This is a genomic window from Flavimaribacter sediminis (assembly GCF_019492055.1).
In the GTDB taxonomy this organism is placed as follows: domain Bacteria; phylum Pseudomonadota; class Alphaproteobacteria; order Rhizobiales; family Rhizobiaceae; genus Flavimaribacter; species Flavimaribacter sediminis.
On the sequence record NZ_JAICBX010000002.1, the window covers coordinates 727,196 to 749,024 of the forward strand.

General features: G+C 59.7%; 26 protein-coding genes. 20 read left to right on the top strand and 6 right to left on the bottom strand.

All coding sequences use genetic code 11. The features are described 5' to 3' along the window. Nucleotides 1–41: 41 nt before the first annotated feature. Both K1W69_RS11590 and K1W69_RS11595 read right to left on the bottom strand, forming a co-directional pair. Complete coding sequence (locus K1W69_RS11590; protein WP_220228507.1) at nt 42–776, bottom strand: HAD family hydrolase; 735 nt, start codon at nt 774–776, stop codon at nt 42–44. Nucleotides 777–789: 13 nt separating this feature from the next. Further along, nucleotides 790–1,806, bottom strand: a complete 1,017-nt coding sequence (locus tag K1W69_RS11595) for an ABC transporter ATP-binding protein (protein ID WP_220228508.1) — start codon at nt 1,804–1,806, stop codon at nt 790–792. Nucleotides 1,807–1,964: 158 nt separating this feature from the next. Between K1W69_RS11595 and K1W69_RS11600 the strand changes: the two genes are divergently transcribed. The 19 genes from K1W69_RS11600 to K1W69_RS11690 all read left to right on the top strand — a co-directional run bounded on the left by K1W69_RS11600 (nt 1,965) and on the right by K1W69_RS11690 (nt 17,683). After that, the gene (locus tag K1W69_RS11600; protein WP_220228509.1) at nt 1,965–3,305 is read left to right on the top strand and encodes an ABC transporter substrate-binding protein; all 1,341 of its coding nucleotides are present in this window, start codon (nt 1,965–1,967) and stop codon (nt 3,303–3,305) included. A gap of 74 nt (nt 3,306–3,379) precedes the next feature. Further along, on the top strand, nt 3,380–4,246 hold the full coding sequence (locus K1W69_RS11605) for a carbohydrate ABC transporter permease (protein ID WP_258571005.1): 867 nt from the start codon (nt 3,380–3,382) through the stop codon (nt 4,244–4,246). A gap of 3 nt (nt 4,247–4,249) precedes the next feature. Further along, nucleotides 4,250–5,068 (top strand): carbohydrate ABC transporter permease, encoded by an 819-nt coding sequence (locus tag K1W69_RS11610; RefSeq protein WP_220228510.1) that lies wholly within the window; start codon nt 4,250–4,252, stop codon nt 5,066–5,068. Between the two features lie 56 nt (nt 5,069–5,124). Continuing rightward, the gene (locus K1W69_RS11615; protein WP_220228511.1) at nt 5,125–6,114 is read left to right on the top strand and encodes a sugar-binding transcriptional regulator; all 990 of its coding nucleotides are present in this window, start codon (nt 5,125–5,127) and stop codon (nt 6,112–6,114) included. A 19-nt stretch (nt 6,115–6,133) separates the two neighbouring features. Continuing rightward, a complete protein-coding gene (locus K1W69_RS11620; RefSeq protein WP_220228512.1) occupies nt 6,134–7,177 on the top strand; it encodes an NAD(P)-dependent alcohol dehydrogenase in 1,044 nt (347 codons plus the stop codon). 3 nt (nt 7,178–7,180) lie between these two features. Next, nucleotides 7,181–7,747 carry an SIS domain-containing protein gene (locus K1W69_RS11625; RefSeq protein ID WP_220228513.1) on the top strand — a complete coding sequence of 189 codons (567 nt, stop codon included), beginning with the start codon at nt 7,181–7,183 and terminating at the stop codon, nt 7,745–7,747. A 3-nt stretch (nt 7,748–7,750) separates the two neighbouring features. Then, nucleotides 7,751–8,524 carry an SDR family NAD(P)-dependent oxidoreductase gene (locus K1W69_RS11630; RefSeq protein WP_220228514.1) on the top strand — a complete coding sequence of 258 codons (774 nt, stop codon included), beginning with the start codon at nt 7,751–7,753 and terminating at the stop codon, nt 8,522–8,524. Between the two features lie 10 nt (nt 8,525–8,534). Then, on the top strand, nt 8,535–9,263 hold the full coding sequence (locus tag K1W69_RS11635; protein ID WP_220228515.1) for an SDR family oxidoreductase: 729 nt from the start codon (nt 8,535–8,537) through the stop codon (nt 9,261–9,263). Nucleotides 9,264–9,265: 2 nt separating this feature from the next. Beyond that, entirely contained in the window at nt 9,266–10,891 is a 1,626-nt protein-coding gene (locus K1W69_RS11640) for an FGGY-family carbohydrate kinase (RefSeq protein ID WP_220228516.1), read from the top strand. Nucleotides 10,892–10,905: 14 nt separating this feature from the next. Beyond that, on the top strand, nt 10,906–11,754 hold the full coding sequence (locus tag K1W69_RS11645; RefSeq protein WP_220228517.1) for a sugar phosphate isomerase/epimerase family protein: 849 nt from the start codon (nt 10,906–10,908) through the stop codon (nt 11,752–11,754). 133 nt (nt 11,755–11,887) lie between these two features. Then, nucleotides 11,888–12,562, top strand: coding sequence for a Crp/Fnr family transcriptional regulator (locus K1W69_RS11650; RefSeq protein WP_220228518.1), 675 nt, complete (start codon nt 11,888–11,890; stop codon nt 12,560–12,562). Nucleotides 12,563–12,674: 112 nt separating this feature from the next. Continuing rightward, nucleotides 12,675–12,887 carry a YgaP family membrane protein gene (locus K1W69_RS11655; protein ID WP_220228519.1) on the top strand — a complete coding sequence of 71 codons (213 nt, stop codon included), beginning with the start codon at nt 12,675–12,677 and terminating at the stop codon, nt 12,885–12,887. Continuing rightward, nucleotides 12,884–13,318 carry a YeeE/YedE family protein gene (locus K1W69_RS11660; protein WP_220228520.1) on the top strand — a complete coding sequence of 145 codons (435 nt, stop codon included), beginning with the start codon at nt 12,884–12,886 and terminating at the stop codon, nt 13,316–13,318. Before K1W69_RS11655 ends, K1W69_RS11660 begins: the two co-directional genes overlap by 4 nt. Nucleotides 13,319–13,322: 4 nt before the next feature. Then, complete coding sequence (locus K1W69_RS11665) at nt 13,323–13,766, top strand: DUF6691 family protein (protein ID WP_220228521.1); 444 nt, start codon at nt 13,323–13,325, stop codon at nt 13,764–13,766. 25 nt (nt 13,767–13,791) lie between these two features. After that, a complete protein-coding gene (locus K1W69_RS11670) occupies nt 13,792–14,739 on the top strand; it encodes an MBL fold metallo-hydrolase (protein WP_220228522.1) in 948 nt (315 codons plus the stop codon). A 153-nt stretch (nt 14,740–14,892) separates the two neighbouring features. After that, nucleotides 14,893–16,647, top strand: coding sequence for a SulP family inorganic anion transporter (locus K1W69_RS11675; protein ID WP_220228523.1), 1,755 nt, complete (start codon nt 14,893–14,895; stop codon nt 16,645–16,647). A 104-nt stretch (nt 16,648–16,751) separates the two neighbouring features. Continuing rightward, nucleotides 16,752–17,018 (top strand): transposase, encoded by a 267-nt coding sequence (locus K1W69_RS11680; RefSeq protein WP_258571006.1) that lies wholly within the window; start codon nt 16,752–16,754, stop codon nt 17,016–17,018. Nucleotides 17,019–17,100: 82 nt separating this feature from the next. Then, nucleotides 17,101–17,376, top strand: coding sequence for an IS3 family transposase (locus tag K1W69_RS11685; protein WP_220228524.1), 276 nt, complete (start codon nt 17,101–17,103; stop codon nt 17,374–17,376). Between the two features lie 154 nt (nt 17,377–17,530). Continuing rightward, nucleotides 17,531–17,683 carry a YjiS-like domain-containing protein gene (locus K1W69_RS11690; RefSeq protein WP_220228525.1) on the top strand — a complete coding sequence of 51 codons (153 nt, stop codon included), beginning with the start codon at nt 17,531–17,533 and terminating at the stop codon, nt 17,681–17,683. Between the two features lie 9 nt (nt 17,684–17,692). Here K1W69_RS11690 and K1W69_RS11695 read toward each other — a convergent pair whose 3' ends face one another. The 4 genes from K1W69_RS11695 to K1W69_RS11710 are packed head-to-tail and all read right to left on the bottom strand — an operon-like array spanning nt 17,693 to nt 20,653. Then, nucleotides 17,693–18,685 (bottom strand): alpha-ketoacid dehydrogenase subunit beta, encoded by a 993-nt coding sequence (locus K1W69_RS11695; protein ID WP_220228526.1) that lies wholly within the window; start codon nt 18,683–18,685, stop codon nt 17,693–17,695. Further along, the gene (locus K1W69_RS11700) at nt 18,682–19,683 is read right to left on the bottom strand and encodes a thiamine pyrophosphate-dependent dehydrogenase E1 component subunit alpha (RefSeq protein WP_220228527.1); all 1,002 of its coding nucleotides are present in this window, start codon (nt 19,681–19,683) and stop codon (nt 18,682–18,684) included. The genes K1W69_RS11695 and K1W69_RS11700 overlap by 4 nt, the downstream gene beginning before the upstream one ends. Further along, nucleotides 19,680–19,925 (bottom strand): biotin/lipoyl-containing protein, encoded by a 246-nt coding sequence (locus K1W69_RS11705; protein WP_220228528.1) that lies wholly within the window; start codon nt 19,923–19,925, stop codon nt 19,680–19,682. The genes K1W69_RS11700 and K1W69_RS11705 overlap by 4 nt, the downstream gene beginning before the upstream one ends. After that, nucleotides 19,922–20,653, bottom strand: a complete 732-nt coding sequence (locus tag K1W69_RS11710; protein ID WP_220228529.1) for a 2-oxo acid dehydrogenase subunit E2 — start codon at nt 20,651–20,653, stop codon at nt 19,922–19,924. The genes K1W69_RS11705 and K1W69_RS11710 overlap by 4 nt, the downstream gene beginning before the upstream one ends. Nucleotides 20,654–20,813: 160 nt before the next feature. On the opposite strand from K1W69_RS11710, the gene K1W69_RS11715 reads away from it, so the two are divergent. Next, nucleotides 20,814–21,812: a TRAP transporter substrate-binding protein gene (locus tag K1W69_RS11715; RefSeq protein ID WP_220228530.1), complete on the top strand. Its 999-nt coding sequence runs from the start codon at nt 20,814–20,816 to the stop codon at nt 21,810–21,812. Nucleotides 21,813–21,829 lie beyond the last annotated feature (17 nt).

Genomic DNA, 21,829 nt, shown 5'->3' on the forward strand with positions numbered 1-21,829 from the left:
TTTTCTTCCCGATATCATTCATCCGCTTTGAAAAATGCAGTCTAAGAATTCGCTGTGGAGTTTTCTTCGGACATGATCTCACCGAGACTCTCGACAATGCGGTCAGCGGCCGCTTCCATGAGCACCCGGCGATGATCGTCGCGAATGTCATTCAGGTGCATGCCGCCGAGAAACCCGATGGCATGCATTCCAGCTGCTTTCGCAGCTCTGATGCCCAGGGGGGAATCCTCGACGACAAGGCATCTGTCCGGTGAGACGCCGAATTGCGCTGCGGCGTGCAGAAACAAATCTGGCGCCGGCTTACCGTTTTTAACCTGCTGCGCGCTGAATACATGCGTGAAGCGACTGGCCAGGCCCATGGCTTCGAGCGCAATGCCCAGACGCTCAAAGGTGCTGCTGGACGCAATACAGAACGGAAGGCCACGCCCTTCGATGCGGTCAAGCAGATCGCCTAGACCGGGAACCGGCGTCAGTTCCCTGCGGAAACGCTCGAACAATATGTCATGCCAGGTCTGGCTGAAGCCTTCCGATGTGCCGCGCGGACTTTGCACAGCGACATCCCTCTCGATCTTGTCGATCGCGGCGCCGAGGTAACGGCCCCTCACCTGGTCAATGTCCAGCGGCACGCCGAATTCTCGCAGGGTCGTCTGCAACGACGACAACGAAATGACTTCGCTGTTCGCAACCACGCCGTCGAAATCGAAGATGACGAGATCGACGCCTGTCTCTGCATCGGACTGTGCAAGCTTTCGGGAAAGCCCCGTCGGATCCACCATCGGCGATGTGTTCCTATCTCAAGGCCCGGCCGTCTACATCAAACTGGTGCAACCGATGCTCGGGAATTTGCAGCCCCACCTCATCGCCCACCTGGACCCCGTCGTCGCCGTCGACCCGCGCGACGAAGGTCAGATTGTCCGAAGCGGAAAGATAGAGCAGGCTTTCTCCGCCAAGCTGCTCCTTGACGTTCACCTTGGCGTCGAGATTACCCTGTCCGCGATTGACGACCTCGAAATGTTCGGGTCGACAGCCAATGAAACGGGCTTCCGGCGCAAGCGTCAGACCCTTCAATCCATCCGGTTCGAAGACATTCATCGCCGGAGATCCGATGAATTCGGCGACGAACTTGCTGACAGGCTTGTGGTACAACTCCATCGGCGTTCCAACCTGTTCAACGCGGCCCGCGTTGAGCACCACAATCTTGTCGGCCATGGTCATAGCCTCGACCTGGTCGTGGGTGACGTAGATCATGGTGGCGCCGAGCTGCCTGTGGAGCGCGCCCAACTCGACACGCATCTGGACGCGTAGCTTGGCGTCAAGATTGGACAGCGGCTCGTCAAAAAGAAACGCCTTGGGGTGCTTCACGATGGCCCGACCTATCGCGACGCGCTGCCGCTGGCCGCCTGAAAGCTGAGACGGCTTTCGGTCCAGATACTCTTCCAGCTGCAGGATACGGGCTGCTTCCGCTATGCGTTCAGCGCGTCTGGAGGGATCAACTCCATTGACCTTCATGCCGAATTCCATGTTCTGGCGCACCGACATGTGCGGATAAAGCGCATAGGACTGGAATACCATGGAGACATCGCGATCGACCGGCTCGGCTTTGGAAACATCTTTGCCTCCGATGATGATCGTACCTGAATCGATTGCCTCAAGCCCGGCAAGCGTGCGCAACAGCGTGGACTTGCCGCATCCAGACGGACCAACAAACACAACGAATTCACCATCGGCGATGTCGAGATCGACGTCGAAGAGCGCCTGAACCTTGCCGTAAAACTTGTTGATTTTCTTGATCTCGATCGACGCCATGGCGTTCTCCTCCGATCTCCGGCCCGTGAAGTTTTCAGCGACAGGAGCGTGGCCTGTGAGCAAAAACTTCGTTGACACTTTCGTATAAAAGATACATTTGTATGCGCACCGAGACAAATGATTGTCAATCGGTTTGCTGATATTAGGGAGGTTATCTCATGAAACTGAACAGACTCCTCTGCTCTGTCGCGCTGGCCAGCGTTATGGCCACCGGCGCGTTCGCTGACGATTCCGATTGGAGCTACAAGAAAGCCGCCGAGCCGTATGCCGGCACCACCATCGATGTGGTGTTTCTGCTGCGTCCGGGCTACGAGGCGATCGAGGCGATGATTCCGGAATTCGAGAACGAGACCGGCATAAAGGTCAACGTCATCAAGCATCCCTATGAGAACGCGCTTGGAGAACAAGTGCGCGATTTCGTGGCCGGTGGCGATCTCGATATCGCGTTGATCGACCTCGTCTGGATCGGCAACTTCGCCGAAAACGACTGGATTCTTCCGATCGAAAACTTCACGTCGAACGCTGCCATCACGGACCCCGACCTCGACCTCGATGACTTCTTCCCGCTGGTGCTCGACGCATTTGGAAGCTGGAATGGAACCGTCTACGGTCTTCCTTTCGACAACTATTCGGGCCTTCTGTTCTACAACCGCTGCATGCTGGAAGAGGCTGGTTTCGACGGCCCGCCCGAAACCTGGACCGAACTCAAGGACACCTATGGACCGGCGCTGACGAAAGACGGCAAATATGCTTTCGCACTGCAGTCCAAGCGCAATGAAACACAGTCCGCAGACAGCTTCGCGCGTGTGCTCTGGCCCTTCGGCGGCTCCTTCCTCGACGAGGAATTCAAGTCTAACCTCAACTCAGAGGAGTCCCAGACGGGTCTGAAATTCCGTCAGGATCTGATGCAGTACATGCCTGACGGCATCGTCGCCTATGACCACGCCGAAGCGGTCAACGGTTTCGCCCAGGGAGATGTGGCGATGATCACCGAATGGTCCGCATTCTACTCGACCGTGGTGTCGCCAGATACGTCCAGCGTCGCTGATTGCGTGGAAATCGCTCCCGAGCCTAAAGGTCCGGCTGGCCGCAAACCGGCGCTTGGCGGATTCTCTCTGGCTGTCGCCAGCCAGGCGGACGAAGCCGAACAGGCTGCGGCCTGGTTGTTCATTCAGTGGGCGACTTCAAAGGCCAATGCCCTTGAGTACCTGGAGCGCGGCGGCGTACCGGCGCGCCAGTCAGCCTACGAAGATCCGGCGCTGGCCGACAAGTACAAGTTCGTACCGGCGCTGGTAGAGAGCTGGCAGGACGGCGTGCCGGAGTTCCGCCCGCGTTTCGCCGAATGGCCGGAAATCACCGAAATCGTCCAGGAGTGGGGCACGAAGATGATGCTCGGCGAAGTGACAACCGAGGAAGGTGCTCAGGAAATCGGCTCCCGCATGGAGACCGTGCTTGAAGACGCCGGCTACTACTCCGGCGAAAAGCCGCTGGCGCAGTAGGAAGCCATCTTCCCAAGCAATGCGGAGACGGCGTATCGCGTCGTCTCCGCAACCGACTTTTCCGGAGGAGCACCATGCGCGCACAGGTTTCCAGACGCACGATTTTCGCCTTTATCGGTCCGGCCGTGTTCGGCCTCGCCATTGTCGGAATCGCGCCGCTACTCTATGCGGGCTGGACTTCGCTTCATTTTTTTAATCTGACAAAACTCAAGAGAATTAAGTTCATTGGCCTCGAAAACTATTGGAGCGTCCTGACCGACGAAGTTTTCTGGCAGGCCATGGGCAGAACGTTCTTTCTTCTCTGCACCGCGCTCCCGTTGCAGATCGCGCTCGGTCTGGGAATCGCGCTGATTTTGCACAAACCAGGACTTGGCCTGCTCAAGACGCTGGCGCGTCTGAGTCTCGTCCTGCCCATGGCGACGACCTACGCCGTCGTCGGCCTTCTGGGCCAGGTCATGTTCAATCAGAAATTCGGCGTCGTGAATCAGCTTATGGGCGGCGCCAATGTCAACTGGATCGGCGACCCGACCAACGCATTCGCCATGATCATCTTCTGGGATGTCTGGCAGTGGACGCCATTCGTCGCGCTTGTGCTTCTGGCCGGACTGACCATGGTTCCGGGCGAGGTGGAGGAAGCCGCGCGTCTTGAGACCAAGAGCTGGTGGGTCGTGTTGCGTCACGTTCAACTGCCATTTCTGCTGCCGGGACTCGTCGCGGTGCTGATCCTGCGCACAGCCGACACCTTGAAATTGTTCGACATGGTCTTCACTCTCACCCGAGGCGGTCCGGGATCGTCCACGGAATTCATATCGCTGATGATACAGCGCGTCGGCTTTCGCGGCTTCGATCAGGGACTGGCGTCGGCGCAGGCGATCATTCTGCTGATCATCACCATCGTTCTGGCGCAGATTTACATCCGCGTCTTCTACAAGGAGGTCTGAGCGATGAACACGTCCCGCTCCCTTCTCTGGCAGATTGTCCTGATCCTCGTCATTATCGCCGTCTGCGTCTTCCCGTTCTACTGGATGGTGACGACATCCCTGAAGACGCAGATCGTGGCGCTCGAGGCGCCGCCCGTATGGCTGTTCGAGCCGACGCTGCAGAATTACCGGGAAGCGCTGTTCGAAGACGCTGTGTTGAGAACGCTGATCAATTCTCTGATCATCGCAGTCTGCACGACGGCGCTGGCGCTTCTCCTCGGCGTGCCCGCCGCCTTCGCTCTGGCGCGTTTCGAGTTTCGCGGCAAGAAGGATCTGTGGTTCTGGTTCATCACCAACCGCATGGTTTCGCCGATCGTGCTGGCGCTACCGTTCTTTCTGATCGCCCGCAGCCTCAACCTTCTCGACAAGCACATTACGCTGATACTGATTTATCTGACGTTCAATCTGCCGATCGTCATCTGGATCGTCACCGATCAGTTTCGCGGCATTCCCTACGATCTCGACGAGGCCGCGCGGCTGGAGGGGGCGTCGCAGTTCACGATCATGCGCAAGATCTGTCTGCCTCTCGCCATGCCCGGCGTGGCGGTCTCGGCGATCTTCTCCTTCATCTTTTCCTGGAACGAACTGATGTTCGGCCTGATCCTGACGCGAACGGAGGCGAAAACCGCGCCTGCAATGGCGGTGTCTTTCATGGAAGGATACAACCTCCCCTACGGCAAGATCATGGCGACCTCCACGCTGATCGTCATCCCGGTGTTGATCTTCGCGCTGATCGCCTCCAAACAACTTGTCAGGGGCCTGACCATGGGCGCGGTGAAGTGATAGGTAACGATGTCCGCCGTTTCGGCGGCTTCCACCCAATCGTCCGGTGAGGCGCCATGTCGCGACGCATAAAGATTGACCAGATCGATGAAGAAGAGCAGCTTCTGGTTCGTCTCGCCTGGGCCTGCGAGTTCGAGGGCCTGACCCAGGCCGAAGCCGCCGAGCGGTTTGGCGTAACCCGTTTGCGGGTCAACAGGGCCCTGAGCGAAGTGCGGCAACGCGGAATATTACGCGTCAGCATTGATTCGATCTTCACCGCAGCGGTCAAACAGGAATGGCAACTCGAGCGCGCTTTCGGTTTGACGCGCGCTGTTGTCGTTCCGACGCCCGAGGATCCCGACGCTGTAACCACCCTGGTAAGCGCCGGACTCGGCAGTTACCTGGGCACGGTCCTTTCCGATCGGAGCATAACCGCGTTCGGCATGTCCTGGGGCAACACGCTGAACCTGGCGACCCGGTTCATCCGGCCTGTCGACCGCCCGGATCTCGAGATCGTCTCGGTGATGGGAGGCGTGACCCGCGGCTCCGACGTCAACGGCTACGAGATCACCACCCGCCTGGCAGACCTGTGCAATGCGGAGCACAGTTTTTTTACCGCGCCGCTCTTTGCCGGAAGCGCCGAGAGCCAGAAACTGTTCATGAAACAGGACGTGATCGTGGAAATGCTGGAGAAAATCCGTTCGTGTGGCGCGATCGCCCTGGCCACCGGAGATCTGTCCAGCTCTCTACTCGTTCGCGACGCGCTGCCCCGGGACATCGACAGTCGAGAGTTGATTGCCCTTGGCGGCGTCGGAGATATCATCGGTCATGTGCTCGACGCCGAAGGCCAGGTGATCGACCATGAACTGAACCGCCGGGTTATCGGGGTATCCTTGGCTGACTTGCATGCAATCCCGAACGTCGTTCTCGCGGCGGGCGGCATGCATAAGGTTCCGATCATTCGCGCAGCCCTTCTGCGCGGTTTCGTCGATACGCTTGTTACCGACGCTGACACGGCGGACGCATTGCTGTCTGCGCCAACACCGCCCGGCCGACCTGAAAATTGATGAGTAAAAGGGGATAACAATGTCCATTGCCCTGGTTCTGGAAGAAAAAGACAAGCTGACGCTCAGAGAGATCGCGTTGCCCGACGAGTTGGGTCCGGACGATGTCCGCATCGCAATCGACACAGTCGGCATCTGCGGCAGCGATGTGCATTACTATACCCACGGCAAGATCGGCCCGTTTGTGGTTCGCGAACCCATGGTGCTCGGTCATGAAGCCGCCGGCGTTGTCAGCGAGGTCGGCAGGCAGGTCAGACATCTTTCCGTCGGAGACCGGGTCTGCATGGAGCCCGGCGTTCCCAACATGGCCTCGAAAGCAGCAAAGATGGGCGTCTACAACGTCGATCCCGGCGTTCGCTTCTGGGCGACCCCGCCGGTGCATGGCTGCCTGACGCACTCCGTCGTCCATCCTGCTGCGTTTACCTATCGCCTGCCGGACCACATCAGTTTCGCCGAGGGCGCAATGGTGGAGCCTTTCGCTATTGGCATGCAGGCGGCCACTCGCGCCCGCATCAAACCGGGCGACGTTGCGCTCGTGACAGGCGCCGGCCCGATCGGGATCATGGCAGCGCTTGCAGCGCTGGCGGGCGGCTGCTCCAAGGTCTATATTTCCGACCTGGTGGACGAGAAGCTTGCGGTCGCAGCGCAATACGACAACATCCATCCCGTCAATGCGGCGCGCGATTCCGCCTCGGACGTGATCGCGGCGGCGACGAACGGATGGGGCGCAGATGTCGTGTTCGAATGCGCCGGCGCCGCGCAATCGGTACAGGCCGCGCTCGAGGCTGTGGCGCCGGCTGGATGCGTGGTCTGGGTGGGCATGCCGGTCGATCCCGTGCCCATGGATATCGTGCTCGCCCAGTCCAAGGAAATCCGAATGCAGACTGTTTTCCGATACGCCAACATGTATGACCGGGCGATCGAGCTGCTGGCGTCAGGCAAGGTGGATCTCAAACCCCTGATATCGGAAACCTATGCATTCAAGGACAGCATTGCTGCATTCGATCGCGCCGTCGAGGCCCGTCCGACAGACGTCAAGATTCAGATCAAGATCGGGGAAGGATAGGCTATGACGCCGCAAAGAGACACCCTTGTGGATCGCGTGCTCGCCGAGCTGCGACCGGGCTTGAGCGCAGAAGTGCTGGAGCAGGTCGACGATCTGGCGAGAGCTCTGACCGCAGCAAGACGCATTGCCTGTTATGGCGTCGGTCGAGAGGGACTGATGATGAAGGCGCTCGCAATGCGGCTTTTCCATCTCGGCCTCGACGCGCATGTCGTCGGCGACATGACGACGCCGCCGATGACCACACAAGACCTTCTCGTCGCAAGCGCTGGCCCCGGACATTTCTCGACCGTGGAAGCCCTGATGGATGTTGCAAAAGAGGCCGGCGCCAAAGTGATCTGTGTGACCGCCGAACCAGATGGCGTGGTCCCGAAGAAGGCCGACCTCGTCATACACCTGCCGGCGCAAACGATGGCCGCGGATCGTGGCGACGCCGCCACCTCCATCCTGCCGATGGGGTCGCTCTACGAGGCGCTGATGTTCCTGTTCTTTGAAATACTGGTGCTCGATCTGCGCGACCGGATGGAAATTTCGCCGGACGCCATGCGCGCCAATCACACAAATCTGGAGTAAACCGTGCCTGAGTGGGTCAAGCGATTCAGTCTTGCCGGGCGCACCGCGCTCGTAACCGGCGCCTCCTCTGGCATCGGCTGGGCGATCGCCGAGGTCTTTGCCGACGCGGGAGCCGATATCATCGGACATGGGCGTTCCAGGCAGCGACTTGACGATCTTTCGCGCATTGTCGAGGCGAAGGGACGACGTTTCACCGCCATCACCGGCGATCTCGCCAGCCCGGAAGAGACCGCCGACATCGCCGCCAGGGCGCTGGCGGCCAGCGGCGACCGGATCGATATCCTGGTCAATTCCGCCGGTGTTGCAATCACCGGACCGGTCGTCGAGTTTCAGCTCGAAGACTGGAACCGAACGCTCGCGGTTAATCTGACCGCGCCGTTTATTCTCGCAAAGTCGCTGCTGCCGGGGATGATGGCCCGCAAGCACGGAAAGATTATCAACATCTCGTCCCAGACAGGCGTTATCGCGCTTGAAGATCATGCCGCTTACGCCTCCTCGAAGGGAGGATTGAATGCGCTGACGAAGTCGCTGATGACGGAGGCTGCCCCACATAATATTCAGGTCAATGCGATCTGTCCGACCGTGGTGCTGACCGAGATGGGAAAGGAGCTCTGGTCATCTCCGGAAAAGAAAGACCCGTTCATCGCCGGCACTCCGCTCGGCCGCTTCGGTGAACCGGTAGAGATCGCCGATATGGCGCTGTATCTCGCGTCATCCGCCTCGGATCTGGTGAACGGAGCGATCATGATGATCGAGGGCGGCTATTCAAGCAAATGAGGAGGACATCGTGTCGAACAGTCTGAAGGGCAAGACAGCCGCCATAACCGGCGCAGCGTCCGGCATCGGTCTGGCATGCGCGCGCCAATTGCTGGCAGAAGGCGCGAAAGTCGCGCTTGTCGACCGCGACGAGATTGCGCTTCGCAAGGTTTGCGCCGACCTCGGCGAGAACGCCTTTCCGGTTGTCACCGATCTGATGAACCCGGACAGCATCTCGGAAATGTTGCCGCAAATCCTCGACGAAGCGGGCGGCCTCCACATCTTCCACGCCAATGCGGGCGCCTATGTCGGTGGCGACATCCTCGAAGGCGACCCGGATCAGTGGGATCAGGTCCTCAATCTCAATATCAACGCCGCCTTCAGATCGGTTCGCGCCGTGCTGCCGCATATGGTTCAGCAAAATGCCGGCGACGTCATCATGACGAGTTCCGTCGCAGGCGTCATTCCTGTCGTTTGGGAGCCGATCTACACCGCCTCCAAACATGCCGTGCAGGCTTTTACGCATACGGTGCGCCGTCAGATGTCGAAGCACGGCGTGCGTGTCGGCGCAATCCTGCCCGGTCCGGTGGTGACAGCGCTGCTGGACGACTGGCCGAAGGCGAAAATGGATCAGGCGCTCGCGGAGGGAAGCCTGATGCAGCCGCAGGAAGTCGCCGATTGCGTCGTGTTCATGCTCACACGGCCGAAGAACGTGACGATCCGCGATCTCGTGCTTCTGCCGAATGCGGTGGATCTCTGACGATGTCCGATCCGGTTTTCATTGGTGTGGATGTCGGAACCGGAAGCGCGCGCGCGGGCATGTTCGACGCCGATGGCGTGCTGCTCGCCAGCCACAAGCACGACATCCGCATCTGGCGTGAAACCGGAGACATCGCCGAGCAGTCCTCGGACGATATCTGGTCGGCCGTCTGCGTCTCGGTTCGCGCCGTCCTGGAGGAAGCCGATATAGCCCCTGACAGGGTTGCGGGCATAGGATTCGACGCCGCCTGCTCGCTGGTCGTGCTTGATGCGGACATGAAGCCGTTGAGCGTCAGCCGGTCCGGCGATGATGCTCGCAACGTCATCGTGTGGATGGACCATCGCGCCGTTGAACAGGCGGACCGGATCAACGTCCTAGGCCACCGGGTTCTCGATTATGTCGGAGGGCGGATTTCGCCGGAAATGCAGACGCCGAAGCTGCTTTGGCTCAAGGAAAACATGCCGGAGACATACCATCGCGCCGGTCAGTTTTTCGATCTGCCGGATTTCCTGACCTGGGCCGCGACCGGCTCGCTGGCGCGTTCGGCATGCACGGTCACCTGCAAATGGACCTACCTCGCCCATGAAGGCGCATGGGATTCAAGCTATTTCAGAGAGATCGGCCTGGGCGAGTTGCCCGCAGAAAACTACGCCCGAATCGGGCGGGCAATCCTCTCGCCCGGCGCGCCACTCGGCAACGGCCTGGCACAAGAAGCAGCCGACGCGCTTGGACTGCTCGCCGGCACAGCGGTCGGAGCCGGCCTGATCGACGCCCACGCCGGAGGCGTAGGTACTGTCGGGGCGGATCACGCCGCCGGCCCGGAACGGACGATGGCGTATGTTTTCGGCACGTCCGCCTGCACGATGTCCTCTTCAAGTGAGGCGCATTTCGTACCCGGAGTATGGGGACCATACTTCTCCGCCATGGTTCCGGGCTTGTGGCTGAGCGAAGGCGGTCAGTCGGCGGCGGGCGAAGCGATCGCTCATCTCATTGCGACGCACCCGGCGCGGGCCGAAGCCGAAGCCCTGGCCGAGGCGGCGGGCGAAACCGTGCAAGGCTATCTTCTGGCGGAGGTCGAACGCAGGCATCCTGAGGCAAGCGGAGCCGTAACACTTGCAGGAAGCCGCATTGTCGTGCCCGATTTCCTGGGCAATCGCGCGCCTTACGCCGATCCGCACGCCACAGCTGTCATATCGGGACTTACGCTGGAAAACGGGCTCGACGATCTCATCGCGTCTTATGTGGCCGCTGTTCTCGGCGTCGGTTACGGGCTTCGCAAAATCCTTGATACCCAGAGCGCGCATGGCGTTACGCCCGGCGCGGTGGTTCTCAGCGGAGGCGCTGCGGAAAGCGATACGGTCAAGCAGCTTCTGGCCGACGCCTGCGGACGGCCGGTGCTTTCGACGACATCCCCTGCTCCCGTGCTTCTCGGAGCCGCCATGCTTGGCGCAATTGCTTCCGGTCATCAGCCGACCCTGCAGGACTGCATGCGCACAATGTCGCATGTCGGAGCGCGGTTCGAGCCAGCCGACGGGCGAATTGCGGCAATCCATGCCGAGCGTCTGAAAGCCTATGACGCATTTCAGGACGCAGAGCGCGCTTTGCGCGCGGGTCTATCATCCATTTAGTACGGGAGGCGAAAATGCAGGGTTTCGGCGTTCACACAAGCATGTGGACAATGCACTGGGACCGAGACGGGGCCGAAGTCACCATTCCGGCGGCTGCGCGCTACGGGATGGATTTCATCGAGATCGCGCTTCTGGATACTTCGGTCGTCGACACGGCACACACACGTTCTCTGCTGGAAAAGCACGATCTGCGAGCCGTGTGCTCGCTTGGTTTGCCAAAGGAGAACTGGTGTTCGGTCAATCCCGAAGGCGCAATCGCGCATCTTAAAGACGCAATGGACACCGCCAAGGCAATGGGAGCCGAAGCGCTGTCCGGCGTGACCTTCGGCGGTATCGGCGAACGCACCGGTCTTCCTCCGACACAGCCAGAATATGACAATGTCGCGCGCGCGCTTGAGGCGGCCGCCGGACACGCCAGACGTCTCGGCATCGGCTTCGGAATTGAACCGGTCAACAGGTACGAGAATCACCTGATAAACACTGCATGGCAGGCGCGCGACATGATCGAGAGGATCGGCGCCGACAACATCTTCATACACCTCGACACCTACCATATGAATATCGAGGAAAAGGGGATCGCCAACGGCATACTCGACGCCCGCGACCACCTTCGTTACATCCACTTGTCTGAAAGCGACCGTGGAACGCCCGGAGAAGGATGTTGTGACTGGGACGCGGTGTTCGGCGCGCTGGCGGCGATCGGTTACAAGGGTGGCATGGCGATGGAAAGCTTTATCAACATGCCCCCGCAACTGGCATACGGTCTGTCCGTCTGGCGTCCGGTGGCCAACAGCTTCGAGGAAGTGATGGATCGTGGCCTGCCCTTCCTCCGCAACAAGGCCCGTCAATATCGGCTCATCTGAAATCCGTAAGCGTTCGAGGCGCGACACCAGCTGAGTTCTGTTGGCGCCGGGAGCCGGATGACGGTAGAACCGATTCGTTTCAACCTTATCAGGTCCCTCCGCATTCACATGACAGCGGGAGGCAAGAGAGAAGATGAAATACACTTGGATCGACAGTTTCGAGGGGCTGAGCCGGTTGCCGGCCGACATACGCGCGGAGCTCGAATCGGGTGGCCAGATCATCTCGGTTCCGGCTGGAACCCAGATATTCGCGCCGGGCCAGTCATCCGACAATCTGCTGCTGTTGCTTGAAGGCACCGTCAGGGTACAGCAGAAATCTGAAACCGGGCGCGAAGTTTTCCTTTACCGGGTGCATGCGGGAGAAAGCTGCGTGCTGACCACCGCCTGCATGCTGGCTCATGAAGATTATTCCGCAGACGGAATAGCAGAAACCGACGTTTCCGCCGTCGCCATCCCGCGAGCGACGTTCGATGAACTCGTCGCGAAATCGAAGACGTTTCGAGAGTTCGTCTTCGCGGCGTACTCCAGACGGATAACCGATCTCTTCACTCTCATCGACGACATCGTATTCCAGCGCGTGGATGTGCGCCTGGCTTCCCGCCTGCTGGAACTGGCGAACCCTGATGATGTTGTCAACGCCACGCACGCCGTGCTCGCCACAGAACTCGGAACGGCGCGGGAAGTGGTTTCCAGAACATTGTCGGAGTTTCAGCGCCGGGGATGGATCGAGCAGTCTCGCGGCGAGGTGCGCCTGACAGGACGCTCCGGCCTCGCGCGACTGGTCAAGTCGTCAGGCGCACATAGCTGATCAATCTCCGCTTCCGTCTCCACGATCCGTTTTGTGACTATGTCACCGACACGGCGAGCCACGCCATGCGATAATCAGCGCGTTGTTTTTCGATGGAGTATGGAGTGAGGACATGTCCACAAATATGGGAATGATTGACCGCGTACTGCGTCTGGTCATTGCAGCGGCGCTGCTTTTTGGTGCATTCGGCGCGACGTCGCCGTTTTCGGGCGCCCTGTTCTGGCTCGCGGTGATCGTCGCCGTCGTTTTCGTGATCACGGCGCTGGCGGGCTTTTGCCCGCTTTACCGGGTCATTGGCTTGAGCACCTGCCGGACCGCCAAATGATCGAAACCGCATTCACGCCCTGGGCGTCGCTGGCGGGCGGCGCGCTTATCGGAATCGCCTCGATCCTCCTGATGCTGTTCATTGGCCGGATCATGGGAGCCACAGGCATTCTCGCCGGGTTCTTTCAGCCGTCGTCCGCGTCCGATTTTGCATGGCGCGCGGCGCTGTTGGCCGGCATGGTCACAGGCCCCGCGATCGTCTGGCTGGTTTCCGGCGAGATGCCCGCCGTGGAGACGCCGATGTCAACCGCAGCTCTTGTGGTCGGCGGCCTTATTGTCGGGGTTGGCGTGACGTTAGGCTCCGGCTGCACTTCCGGGCACGGCGTATGCGGGATGGCCCGTCTCAGCCCCCGGTCCATCGTTGCGACGCTGACCTTCATGGCCTCCACCTTCGCAACCGTGTTCATCATCCGCCACATGATCGGCGCCTGAAACCATGAAACTGATCGCAACCTACCTGATTGGCGTCGTCTTCGGCGTCGGGATTTCGATCTCCGGCATGGCGAACCCCGCGAAAGTGCTTAATTTCTTTGATATTGCGGGCGAGTGGGATCCATCGCTGATCCTCGTTATGGGCGGTGCGCTTATAACGACATTGGTTGGATACAAACTGGTTTTCGGACGCAACGCTCCCATATACGAACCACATTTCTATCTGCCCGGGTCGCGCAGTATCGATGCAAAACTTGTCGGCGGATCGGCCGTCTTCGGCATTGGCTGGGGCATTTCGGGCTTCTGTCCGGGAGGCGCCCTGCCAGCGCTTGGAACGGGCCGCTGGGAGGTCTTCGTCTTTACAATTGCCCTCGTGGCGGGAATCTTCCTTGCCAGGCTCCTGCCAAATTTCAGCGTGCGCAAGGAAGCAAAAGCCGCGCGCATCTAGTCGTCAAAAAGAGAGGAAACAGAAAATGCAGTTCCACCCGGCATCTTCCAATCCCGGCAGCCCGAATGTCGCCGCCTTTTATGAAAGCGCCAGCGGATCATGGCAATATGTGGCCTGGTGTCCGCAGACGCGCAAAGCCGTGATCATCGATCCCGTACTTGATTTCGATCCAGCCGCAGGCGCGACCTGGACCTACAGCGCGGACGAAATTCTGGCGTATGTCGCCAATGAAAACCTGGACGTGGAATGGGTTCTCGACACGCATCCCCACGCCGATCATTTTTCATCCGCCAATTACATCAAAGAAAAACTGGGCGACGCGCCCAGGCAGGCGATCGGCAAACGGGTTCTGAAGGTTCAGGAGATCTGGTCGGATATGTATGCGGACGAGAGTCTGCAGGGCCATCCCGAGTATTGGGACCAGCTTTTCGAGCCGGGCGACAGCATCACAGTTGGCAATTGCAATATTGATATTACGCTATCAACGGGTCACACGCTGGCCTCGGTCACCTACACGATGGGCGACGCGGTTTTCGCGCATGACACATTCATGATGCCCGATAGCGGAACATCGCGTTGCGATTTTCCGGGCGGCTCTTCCGCTGAAATGTGGGAAACGCTACAGGCGATCCTTGCCAATCCGGGAGACAGCCGGATTTTCGTCGGCCATGATTACTGCAAGGGCGGACGTGAGGAAGCATGCATGGCCACCGTCGCAGAACACAAAGCCTCAAACATACACGTAAAGGATGGCATAAGCCGCGAAGAGTATATCGAGACGCGCGATACACGCGACGCGACGCTACCGTTGCCGAACCGTATGCTCTACGCCCTCCAGGTGAATATTCGCGGCGGCAGGCTTCCGGAGGAAGACGCAAAAGGCCGGGCGGTTCTGAGCGTGCCGCTTAATAGGTTTACGTCGAAACTCGCAAAAACGTTTGGCTCCGAAGACGAAAAGGCGGCGGCCGAATAGGTTCAGTTCCCCGGATCCGGACGACTTCCGGATCCGGAAACGTTTGGATCGGCGCACTTTTCAGGTCTCTGCAGACTGACCGAAAATCCGGGTCATATACACTGCGCTTCCGTGGATTGGTCCTCCCATGTGACACAAAAGCAGAGGCGCAGAATGATCGATCAACTCAGCCGCTATGTCCCCGTCCTCGTTTGGGCCCGGGCCTATAACCGACAGACTTTTTCCAACGACATGATCGCGGCAGTTATCGTCACGATCATGCTGATCCCGCAATCGCTTGCTTACGCGATGCTGGCCGGCCTTCCACCCGAAGCTGGCATCTACGCCTCGATCGTTCCCATCATCCTGTACGCGATATTCGGCACGAGCCGCGCGCTGGCCGTCGGGCCAGTCGCCGTCGTTTCACTCCTGACCGCGTCGGCGATCGGACAGGTCGCGGAACAGGGCACAGCGGGCTACGCAGCGGCTGCGCTTACCCTCGCATTTCTTTCGGGCGGCTTTCTTCTGATGCTGGGCGTGTTCCGGCTGGGTTTCCTGGCCAATTTTCTCAGTCACCCGGTCATCGCCGGCTTCATTGCCGCTTCGGGCATTCTGATTGCGACGAGCCAGTTGAAACACATCCTTGGCGTCAGCGCCGGCGGGCGCACACTGCCTGAAATGCTGGGTTCGATCGTCGCGAATCTCTCGCAGCTCAACAGCGTCACGCTCGCAATAGGCGTGCTGGCGACCGGCTTCCTGTTCTGGATTCGCAACAACCTGAAAGCGACGCTCAAAAGGCTCGGAGCGCCGGATCTCCTCGCGGATATCTCCACGAAGGCCGGTCCTGTCGTCGCCGTTGTGGCGACAACCCTCGCCGTCTGGGGATTCGATTTGGCCGATCGGGGCGTAAAGATTGTCGGCGAAGTCCCTCAGAGCCTGCCGCCGCTCACTCTGCCGGATTTCTCGCCTGCTCTGCTGGAAGCGCTGCTCGCGCCCGCGATCCTCATCTCAATCATCGGATTTGTCGAAAGCGTCTCGGTCGCACAGACCCTGGCCGCGAAGAAACGTCAAAGGGTAAATCCGGACCAGGAACTGATCGGCCTCGGCGCCGCCAACCTCGGCGCTGCATTTACCGGCGGCTACCCGGTTACCGGCGGTTTCGCCCGGTCGGTTGTCAATTTCGACGCGGGAGCCGAAACGCCTGCAGCAGGCGCGTTCACTGCCATTGGTCTCACCATTGCCGCTATAGCGCTGACGCCGCTGGTCTACTACCTTCCGAACGCGACGCTTGCAGCCACGATCATCGTCGCGGTCCTTGGTCTTGTGGACCTGTCCATCCTGAAAAAGACCTGGAACTATTCGCGCGCGGATTTCACGGCGGTCGCCGCAACGATCGTGCTCACATTGGGACTGGGAGTGGAACTGGGAGTCGCGGCTGGCGTTGCGATTTCGGTTCTCCTTCAACTCTACAAGACATCGCGTCCGCATGTGGCCGAGGTGGGCCTCGTTCCCGGAACCCAGCACTTCCGCAACATTCTGCGCCACAAGGTCGAAACCGATCCGACCCTCCTGACACTTCGCGTGGACGAAAGCCTGTATTTCGTGAACACCCGTTTCCTCGAGGAAATGATTGAACACCGCATCATTGACGGCAATGGACTTCGTAACGTCGTGCTGATGTTTTCCGCCGTCAACGAGGTGGACTATTCGGCTCTCGAAAGCCTTGAATCCATCAATCACCGCCTGGTTGAAATGGGAATCGGCCTTCATCTCTCCGAGGTCAAGGGACCGGTTATGGACCGTCTGAAACGATCACATTTTATCGATCAGCTGAATGGTCGAATATTTATGTCTCAATATGACGCCTGGACTGCTTTTGCATCGCAGCCGGTTTCGGGCGATATCAAAGAAACCCGGATCGGAACCTGAAATTGATCTCGTGAGGCGCGTAGTTGTCATGGTGTGCGCCCCTGGGAGTGGACAAATCGGATTGAGGAATTGACCAGCCCGTCGGGTTTTCGGAGAGAAGACCCATGGCAAGATATCGCAGTCACAGTATCGAATTTAAGCGTCAGGTCGCGCAGGAGTATCTCGCCGGCGAAACGCTGCACGGATTGGCAAAGCGCCATGATGTCCAGCGCCAGCTGATCCGTGTTTGGGTCCGCAAGTATAAGGAAGGCGCCTTCGACGTAGATGCGCAGGCGGCCGACCTGCTCCAGGAATACGAAACCCGGATCGCCGCGCTGGAACGCCTCGTCGGCAAGCAGGCTCTGGAACTGGAGTTCCTAAGGGGGCTCTAAAAAACGCACCACGGCCGATAAGCGGAAATACGTCCGTTGTCACCGGCCCCGCGGCATCTCCGTCGCGGAAGGATGCCGATTGATGGGGATCGCGCGCTCCACCTACTATGACCGCCCGAAGAGGCGTGCCGACGACACTGCAATCGCGGAGACCATGTTCGCCATCGGCGATGAATTCGAATCCTGCGGATATCGCCGCGTCGGTGCGGTCCTGCGCCAACAGGGCATTGTCGTCAATCACAAGACGATCCGGCGCCTGATTCGCGAATACGATCTGCATCCGAAGACCGGACGCCGCTTCGTTGCCACGACCGACAGCAATGAGCACGAAGGAGACGTTCATTCAACGATAGCCTGACATCGCCGCCGCCCGCCAAAAGGGCGCTCGCCGGTCGGTCTCTGCGGACGCAAGCGCAATACTCGCATTTGTTGTTGCTGGGCCGGCTGTCGCCATGCTCGTCACCAAGCTTGACGAAGACACCCGCCACTGAGGCATTGCGAGGAGAATCACCATGTTCAAGGCCAACCGCTTTTTTCGGAGGGACTGCGGCATCGAGATGTCCCGACGACGTCAGAGACAGCATCTGGGCGATCTGTCCAGCCACCTGTTGCGCGACATTGGCATGACGATCCGCGTCAGCGACCGGCACTGGCGGGACAGGTAGTCTGTTTCGTCAGGCAGGAATGGAATGACGGGTCACGCGATGCACCGCTTCGATGATATCCGCAGCATCGGGGAGGTACGCCTTTTCGAGATCCCGGTGGAAGGGAACCGGTACGCGCGGCGGCGCAACCCGAAGGATCGGCGCCCGTAGCCTGTCAAAGGCCTGTTCGGCAACGACGGAGACGACTTCGTTGTGCGAACCGCCGGTCTTGATCGCCTCGCTGACGACCACCAGCCGCCCCGTCCTGGATACGGACTCCAGGATCGTTTCCTCGTCCAGGGGAACGATGGTGCGCAGATCGATCACCTCGGCCGAAATTCCCTCGGCTTCCAGCGTCTCGGCTGCCGCCAGCGATCGTTTGGTCATCAGTGCCGAGGCGACGATTGTCACGTCGGAACCGCGGCGGGGTACGCAAGCCTTACCGATCGGCACGACGAATTCGTCATCGTCGGGAACTTCCATCCGGCCGGCATGGTAGAGAGCCATGTGCTCCAGGAACAGCACCGGATTGTTGTCGCGGATCGCGGCCCGCATCAGTCCCTTGGCATCGACGGCATTGGACGGGGCGACGATCTTCACACCCGGAATATTCTGCAACCAACTGTGAAAATCGTAGGCGTGGCCGTGAAAAGGCCCCACTCCGTATTTGGCGCGCATGACCAGCGGCACCGAAATCGCTCCCCCCGAATAGTAGTGCATCGCCCCGGCATCAAGCCCGAATTGCTGGGTGACGAGTGCAAGGAACTCCAGGAACATAAGATCGACGACCGGCCGCTTGCCGCGCATGGCCGCCCCCACGGCAGCGCCGACGAAGGTGCCTTCCGAGATCGGCATGTCGATGACCCGTCCTTCCCCACCGAATTCCTCCCAGAGGCCATTGGTGGATTTCAACGGTCCGCCAAAGGTGCCGACATCCTCGCCGAGAACGAAAACATCCCGGTCCCTGCGCATCTCTTCGGCTATGGCGGTGACACAGGCCTGCTGGAATGTCTGTCTGGTCATGGACGCTCTCCTTCACGCGGCGTATCCGGCGCAAAAACCAGTTCCGGCGCGAGGTCGACAGCCGTCGGCGCAGGATCGGCGAGTGCCCGGTCCATGGCCGTTTGCGCATGTACGCGCGCTTCCTCGTCCATCCGGTTGAGTCCTGCCTCGTCGAGGACACCTTCTTTGACCAGCCATGACCGGTAGGCCCGGATCGGGTCGCGTTCCCGCCACCTGTCGACGACATCCGGGTCGCGATAGTCCTCGGCATCGGAATAAAAGTGACCGGCTACACGGTAGGTGACAGCCTCGATCGTCGTTGGCCCCTCGCCGGCGCGAGCCCTGGCGATCGCCTCCTGCATGGCGCCGTGGACAGCAAGGACGTCGTTGCCGTCGACTTCAACGCCCAGCATGCCGAAACTACGGCCACGTTCGGCCACCGACCCGCCGACACCGTTCTTCTTTTCAGTAGAGATGGCGATCTGGTTGTTTTGGCACACGAAAACGACCGGCAACTTCTGTACAGAAGCAAGGTTCATGGCTTCATGGCAATCGCCGCGGCTCGAACCGCCGTCGCCAAACACGGCTACCGCCACGTCGTCGCGGCCGTCGAGCTTGGCCGCCAGCGCGCCACCGGTCGCATAGCCGAGCGGTGGTCCGAGGGAACCCGAATAGAGGCCGATCAGATTGTACTGGGCCGGCCCGCAGATGTCGCTGCGGTAGCGGCCCATATTGTATCCGGTCGTCTTGCCCATGGCGCCGGCAAGCAGGGTTCTGAGATCAGCGCCCTTTGCATAGGCGGCGATGATCGTACCGCGATAATGCGGCGCCAGCACGTCGTCGGCCCGCAATCCGTGATAGACGCCGGCCGCCACGGCCTCCTCTCCTTCAAGGCCATGCCAGTGGCCGTCATGCTCGCCGATGATCCTGTCGAGGACACGCGACATGGTCATGAGATGATAGAGTTCGATGTGAAGCTGGTTCGAGCCGGTCGTTGCCGGGGATGTTGCGTTGTTCATGATTGCCTGCCCGGATCGATACGCCCGATAACGGTGCCGACCGGGAGTTCCTCGTCGGCCCCATGCAGAATCTCGGTGAGGAAACCAGCGCTTTCGGTCTCGACCTCCATATTGACCTTGTCGGTCATGACCTCGACGACGACGGCTCCTTTTTCCACCGTGTCTCCGACCGCGTAGTTCCATTGCACGATGGTGGCTTCGGTAACGCCTTCGCCCACATCCGGAATCGTTATGTCGATCATGTCTTGGTTTTCCCGGTTTGCGTCTCGGTTGATGTCAGATGTTCCGCGGGATCGCCGACGATCCGCGAAAGGGTTTCGAGAAAGGCAGATGCCGCCGCGCCATTGATCGGGCGATGATCGAAAGACAGGCTCACCGGCAGAACATGGCCAATGCCGAGTTGGCCATGTGCCGCGACGGGCGCCTGCCTGATCGCACCGACCGCGAGGATGGCGACCTGCGGCAACGGCACGACAGGCGTTGCGAACAGGACCGACGGAAAGCCGGCCACGCTGCTCAGCGTGAAAGTCGCGCCTCTGGTTTCGGCAAGCTGGAGCTTCCCGCTCCGGGCGCGGCCGGCAAGGTCGCGTGCACAGGCCGCCACCTCGTCCAGAGAAAGTGTATCTGCGGCGCGGATGACCGGCACGATCAGATCGCCGTCATCGGTCGCGACCGCGAGCCCTATATTGGAGGAGCGAAAGCATTTGAGATCCGATCCGTCGAAATGGGCATTGAGCGACGGGTGCCGCTTCAGAGCAACCGCCAGACATTTCACCAGAAGATGGGTTGGAGTTATCCGGTCGAGACCGCGGCTTCTCCGGTCCCTGTTTCGTTCATCCTGGAACTCCACCAGACCGTCAGCCGGGAATTCACCGTGAACCGTAACGCCGGCGGACTCCTGAACCATGCGCAGCATGTTTCGGCTGGCCATCCGCTGCATCGGACTGAGCTGGCGAATTTCGTAATCCAAGATTTCCTCCCGTTAGTAACATTTGTTACAAATATATTGCTGCCAGTCAATATGAAAGCTGCATGTGCACGTTCGAAAAATTAGTGGTGACAAAAGTATGTTAGTAACATATGTTACATATTGATCGTCGCACTTCTCACCACGATCAGGGAGGAACATCATGAAAATTCAACACACGTTGGCAGTTATCGGGCTGTCCGCAGTCATGGGATTGTCGGCATTGGCGCCGGTCTCTGCACAGGACACCGTCAAACTCACGCTGGGCCATGTTGCCCCGCCGCAAACCACCTATCACCAGGCTGCAGAACGCTTCGCCGACAATCTCAAGGAGCTTTCCGGCGGCACAATGACCGTGGAGATTATCCCGGGCGGAGCGCTGGGCAGTCCTCCGGAGATGTGGGTTCAGACGCGGACCAACTCGCTGGATATCCATCTGATCGATATAGGCGCCATTATCATGATGAAAGAAGGCGCCCCCTTCCTCGTCACCTGGGCGCCATTCCTGTTCAAGGATCAAGCGCAGTTCCACCGCTTTCTGGACTCCGACAAGTTCAAGGAGATGATGGCTGACGTCCAGGAAAAGACCGGGGTGGTCTATGCCGGGTTCGTAGGCGACCGTCCGCCCCGCGCCGTGTCGACAAAGAGCACGCCGGTCAAGACACCGGCGGACCTGAAGGGCTTGAAGATACGGACACCGGGTCACCCCTTCATCATCCAGGCCTTCGAAAGCTGGGGCGCCACCGCAACGCCGCTCAAGGCATCCGAACTGGTGCTCGCACTCAAGACAGGCCTCGTCGACGGCCAGGACAACGGCGTTATCGATTTCGTCGGAGCGGGCTATTACGAGGATCAGGCGAATTACACGCCCATAGACTATCTGCGTTCGGGCGTCGGCGTATTCTTCTCGCCACAGGCCTGGGCCAACCTCTCCGAGGAGCAGCAAGGCTGGGTCCTCGAAGCCGCAAGCAAAGCCGGTGAAGACGGAAAGGCCATCTACGAACAGCAGATGAAAGATGCCTATGCCAAGCTGGAAGAGCTCGGCGTGACTGTCGCCGAACCTGACAGGGACGCATTCATGGAAGCGGTGTCGGGCATGATCAGCGGTCTCGACGGCAAAGCCTGGCCGGCCGGTCTCTACGACGAACTGCATAATATGTGACAGGTGATCCTCCCGGG

Coding starts and splice junctions, on each gene's coding strand:
- K1W69_RS11665 (WP_220228521.1), top strand. CDS start 13,323: ATGAAACTGATCGCAACCTACCTGATTGGCGTCGTCTTCGGCGTCGGG.
- K1W69_RS11675 (WP_220228523.1), top strand. CDS start 14,893: ATGATCGATCAACTCAGCCGCTATGTCCCCGTCCTCGTTTGGGCCCGG.
- K1W69_RS11595 (WP_220228508.1), bottom strand. CDS start 1,806: ATGGCGTCGATCGAGATCAAGAAAATCAACAAGTTTTACGGCAAGGTT.
- K1W69_RS11670 (WP_220228522.1), top strand. CDS start 13,792: ATGCAGTTCCACCCGGCATCTTCCAATCCCGGCAGCCCGAATGTCGCC.
- K1W69_RS11685 (WP_220228524.1), top strand. CDS start 17,101: ATGGGGATCGCGCGCTCCACCTACTATGACCGCCCGAAGAGGCGTGCC.
- K1W69_RS11695 (WP_220228526.1), bottom strand. CDS start 18,685: ATGACCAGACAGACATTCCAGCAGGCCTGTGTCACCGCCATAGCCGAA.
- K1W69_RS11610 (WP_220228510.1), top strand. CDS start 4,250: ATGAACACGTCCCGCTCCCTTCTCTGGCAGATTGTCCTGATCCTCGTC.
- K1W69_RS11705 (WP_220228528.1), bottom strand. CDS start 19,925: ATGATCGACATAACGATTCCGGATGTGGGCGAAGGCGTTACCGAAGCC.
- K1W69_RS11615 (WP_220228511.1), top strand. CDS start 5,125: ATGTCGCGACGCATAAAGATTGACCAGATCGATGAAGAAGAGCAGCTT.
- K1W69_RS11600 (WP_220228509.1), top strand. CDS start 1,965: ATGAAACTGAACAGACTCCTCTGCTCTGTCGCGCTGGCCAGCGTTATG.
- K1W69_RS11660 (WP_220228520.1), top strand. CDS start 12,884: ATGATCGAAACCGCATTCACGCCCTGGGCGTCGCTGGCGGGCGGCGCG.
- K1W69_RS11715 (WP_220228530.1), top strand. CDS start 20,814: ATGAAAATTCAACACACGTTGGCAGTTATCGGGCTGTCCGCAGTCATG.
- K1W69_RS11650 (WP_220228518.1), top strand. CDS start 11,888: ATGAAATACACTTGGATCGACAGTTTCGAGGGGCTGAGCCGGTTGCCG.
- K1W69_RS11680 (WP_258571006.1), top strand. CDS start 16,752: ATGGCAAGATATCGCAGTCACAGTATCGAATTTAAGCGTCAGGTCGCG.
- K1W69_RS11645 (WP_220228517.1), top strand. CDS start 10,906: ATGCAGGGTTTCGGCGTTCACACAAGCATGTGGACAATGCACTGGGAC.
- K1W69_RS11640 (WP_220228516.1), top strand. CDS start 9,266: ATGTCCGATCCGGTTTTCATTGGTGTGGATGTCGGAACCGGAAGCGCG.
- K1W69_RS11625 (WP_220228513.1), top strand. CDS start 7,181: ATGACGCCGCAAAGAGACACCCTTGTGGATCGCGTGCTCGCCGAGCTG.
- K1W69_RS11605 (WP_258571005.1), top strand. CDS start 3,380: ATGCGCGCACAGGTTTCCAGACGCACGATTTTCGCCTTTATCGGTCCG.
- K1W69_RS11700 (WP_220228527.1), bottom strand. CDS start 19,683: ATGAACAACGCAACATCCCCGGCAACGACCGGCTCGAACCAGCTTCAC.
- K1W69_RS11620 (WP_220228512.1), top strand. CDS start 6,134: ATGTCCATTGCCCTGGTTCTGGAAGAAAAAGACAAGCTGACGCTCAGA.
- K1W69_RS11590 (WP_220228507.1), bottom strand. CDS start 776: ATGGTGGATCCGACGGGGCTTTCCCGAAAGCTTGCACAGTCCGATGCA.
- K1W69_RS11690 (WP_220228525.1), top strand. CDS start 17,531: ATGTTCAAGGCCAACCGCTTTTTTCGGAGGGACTGCGGCATCGAGATG.
- K1W69_RS11655 (WP_220228519.1), top strand. CDS start 12,675: ATGTCCACAAATATGGGAATGATTGACCGCGTACTGCGTCTGGTCATT.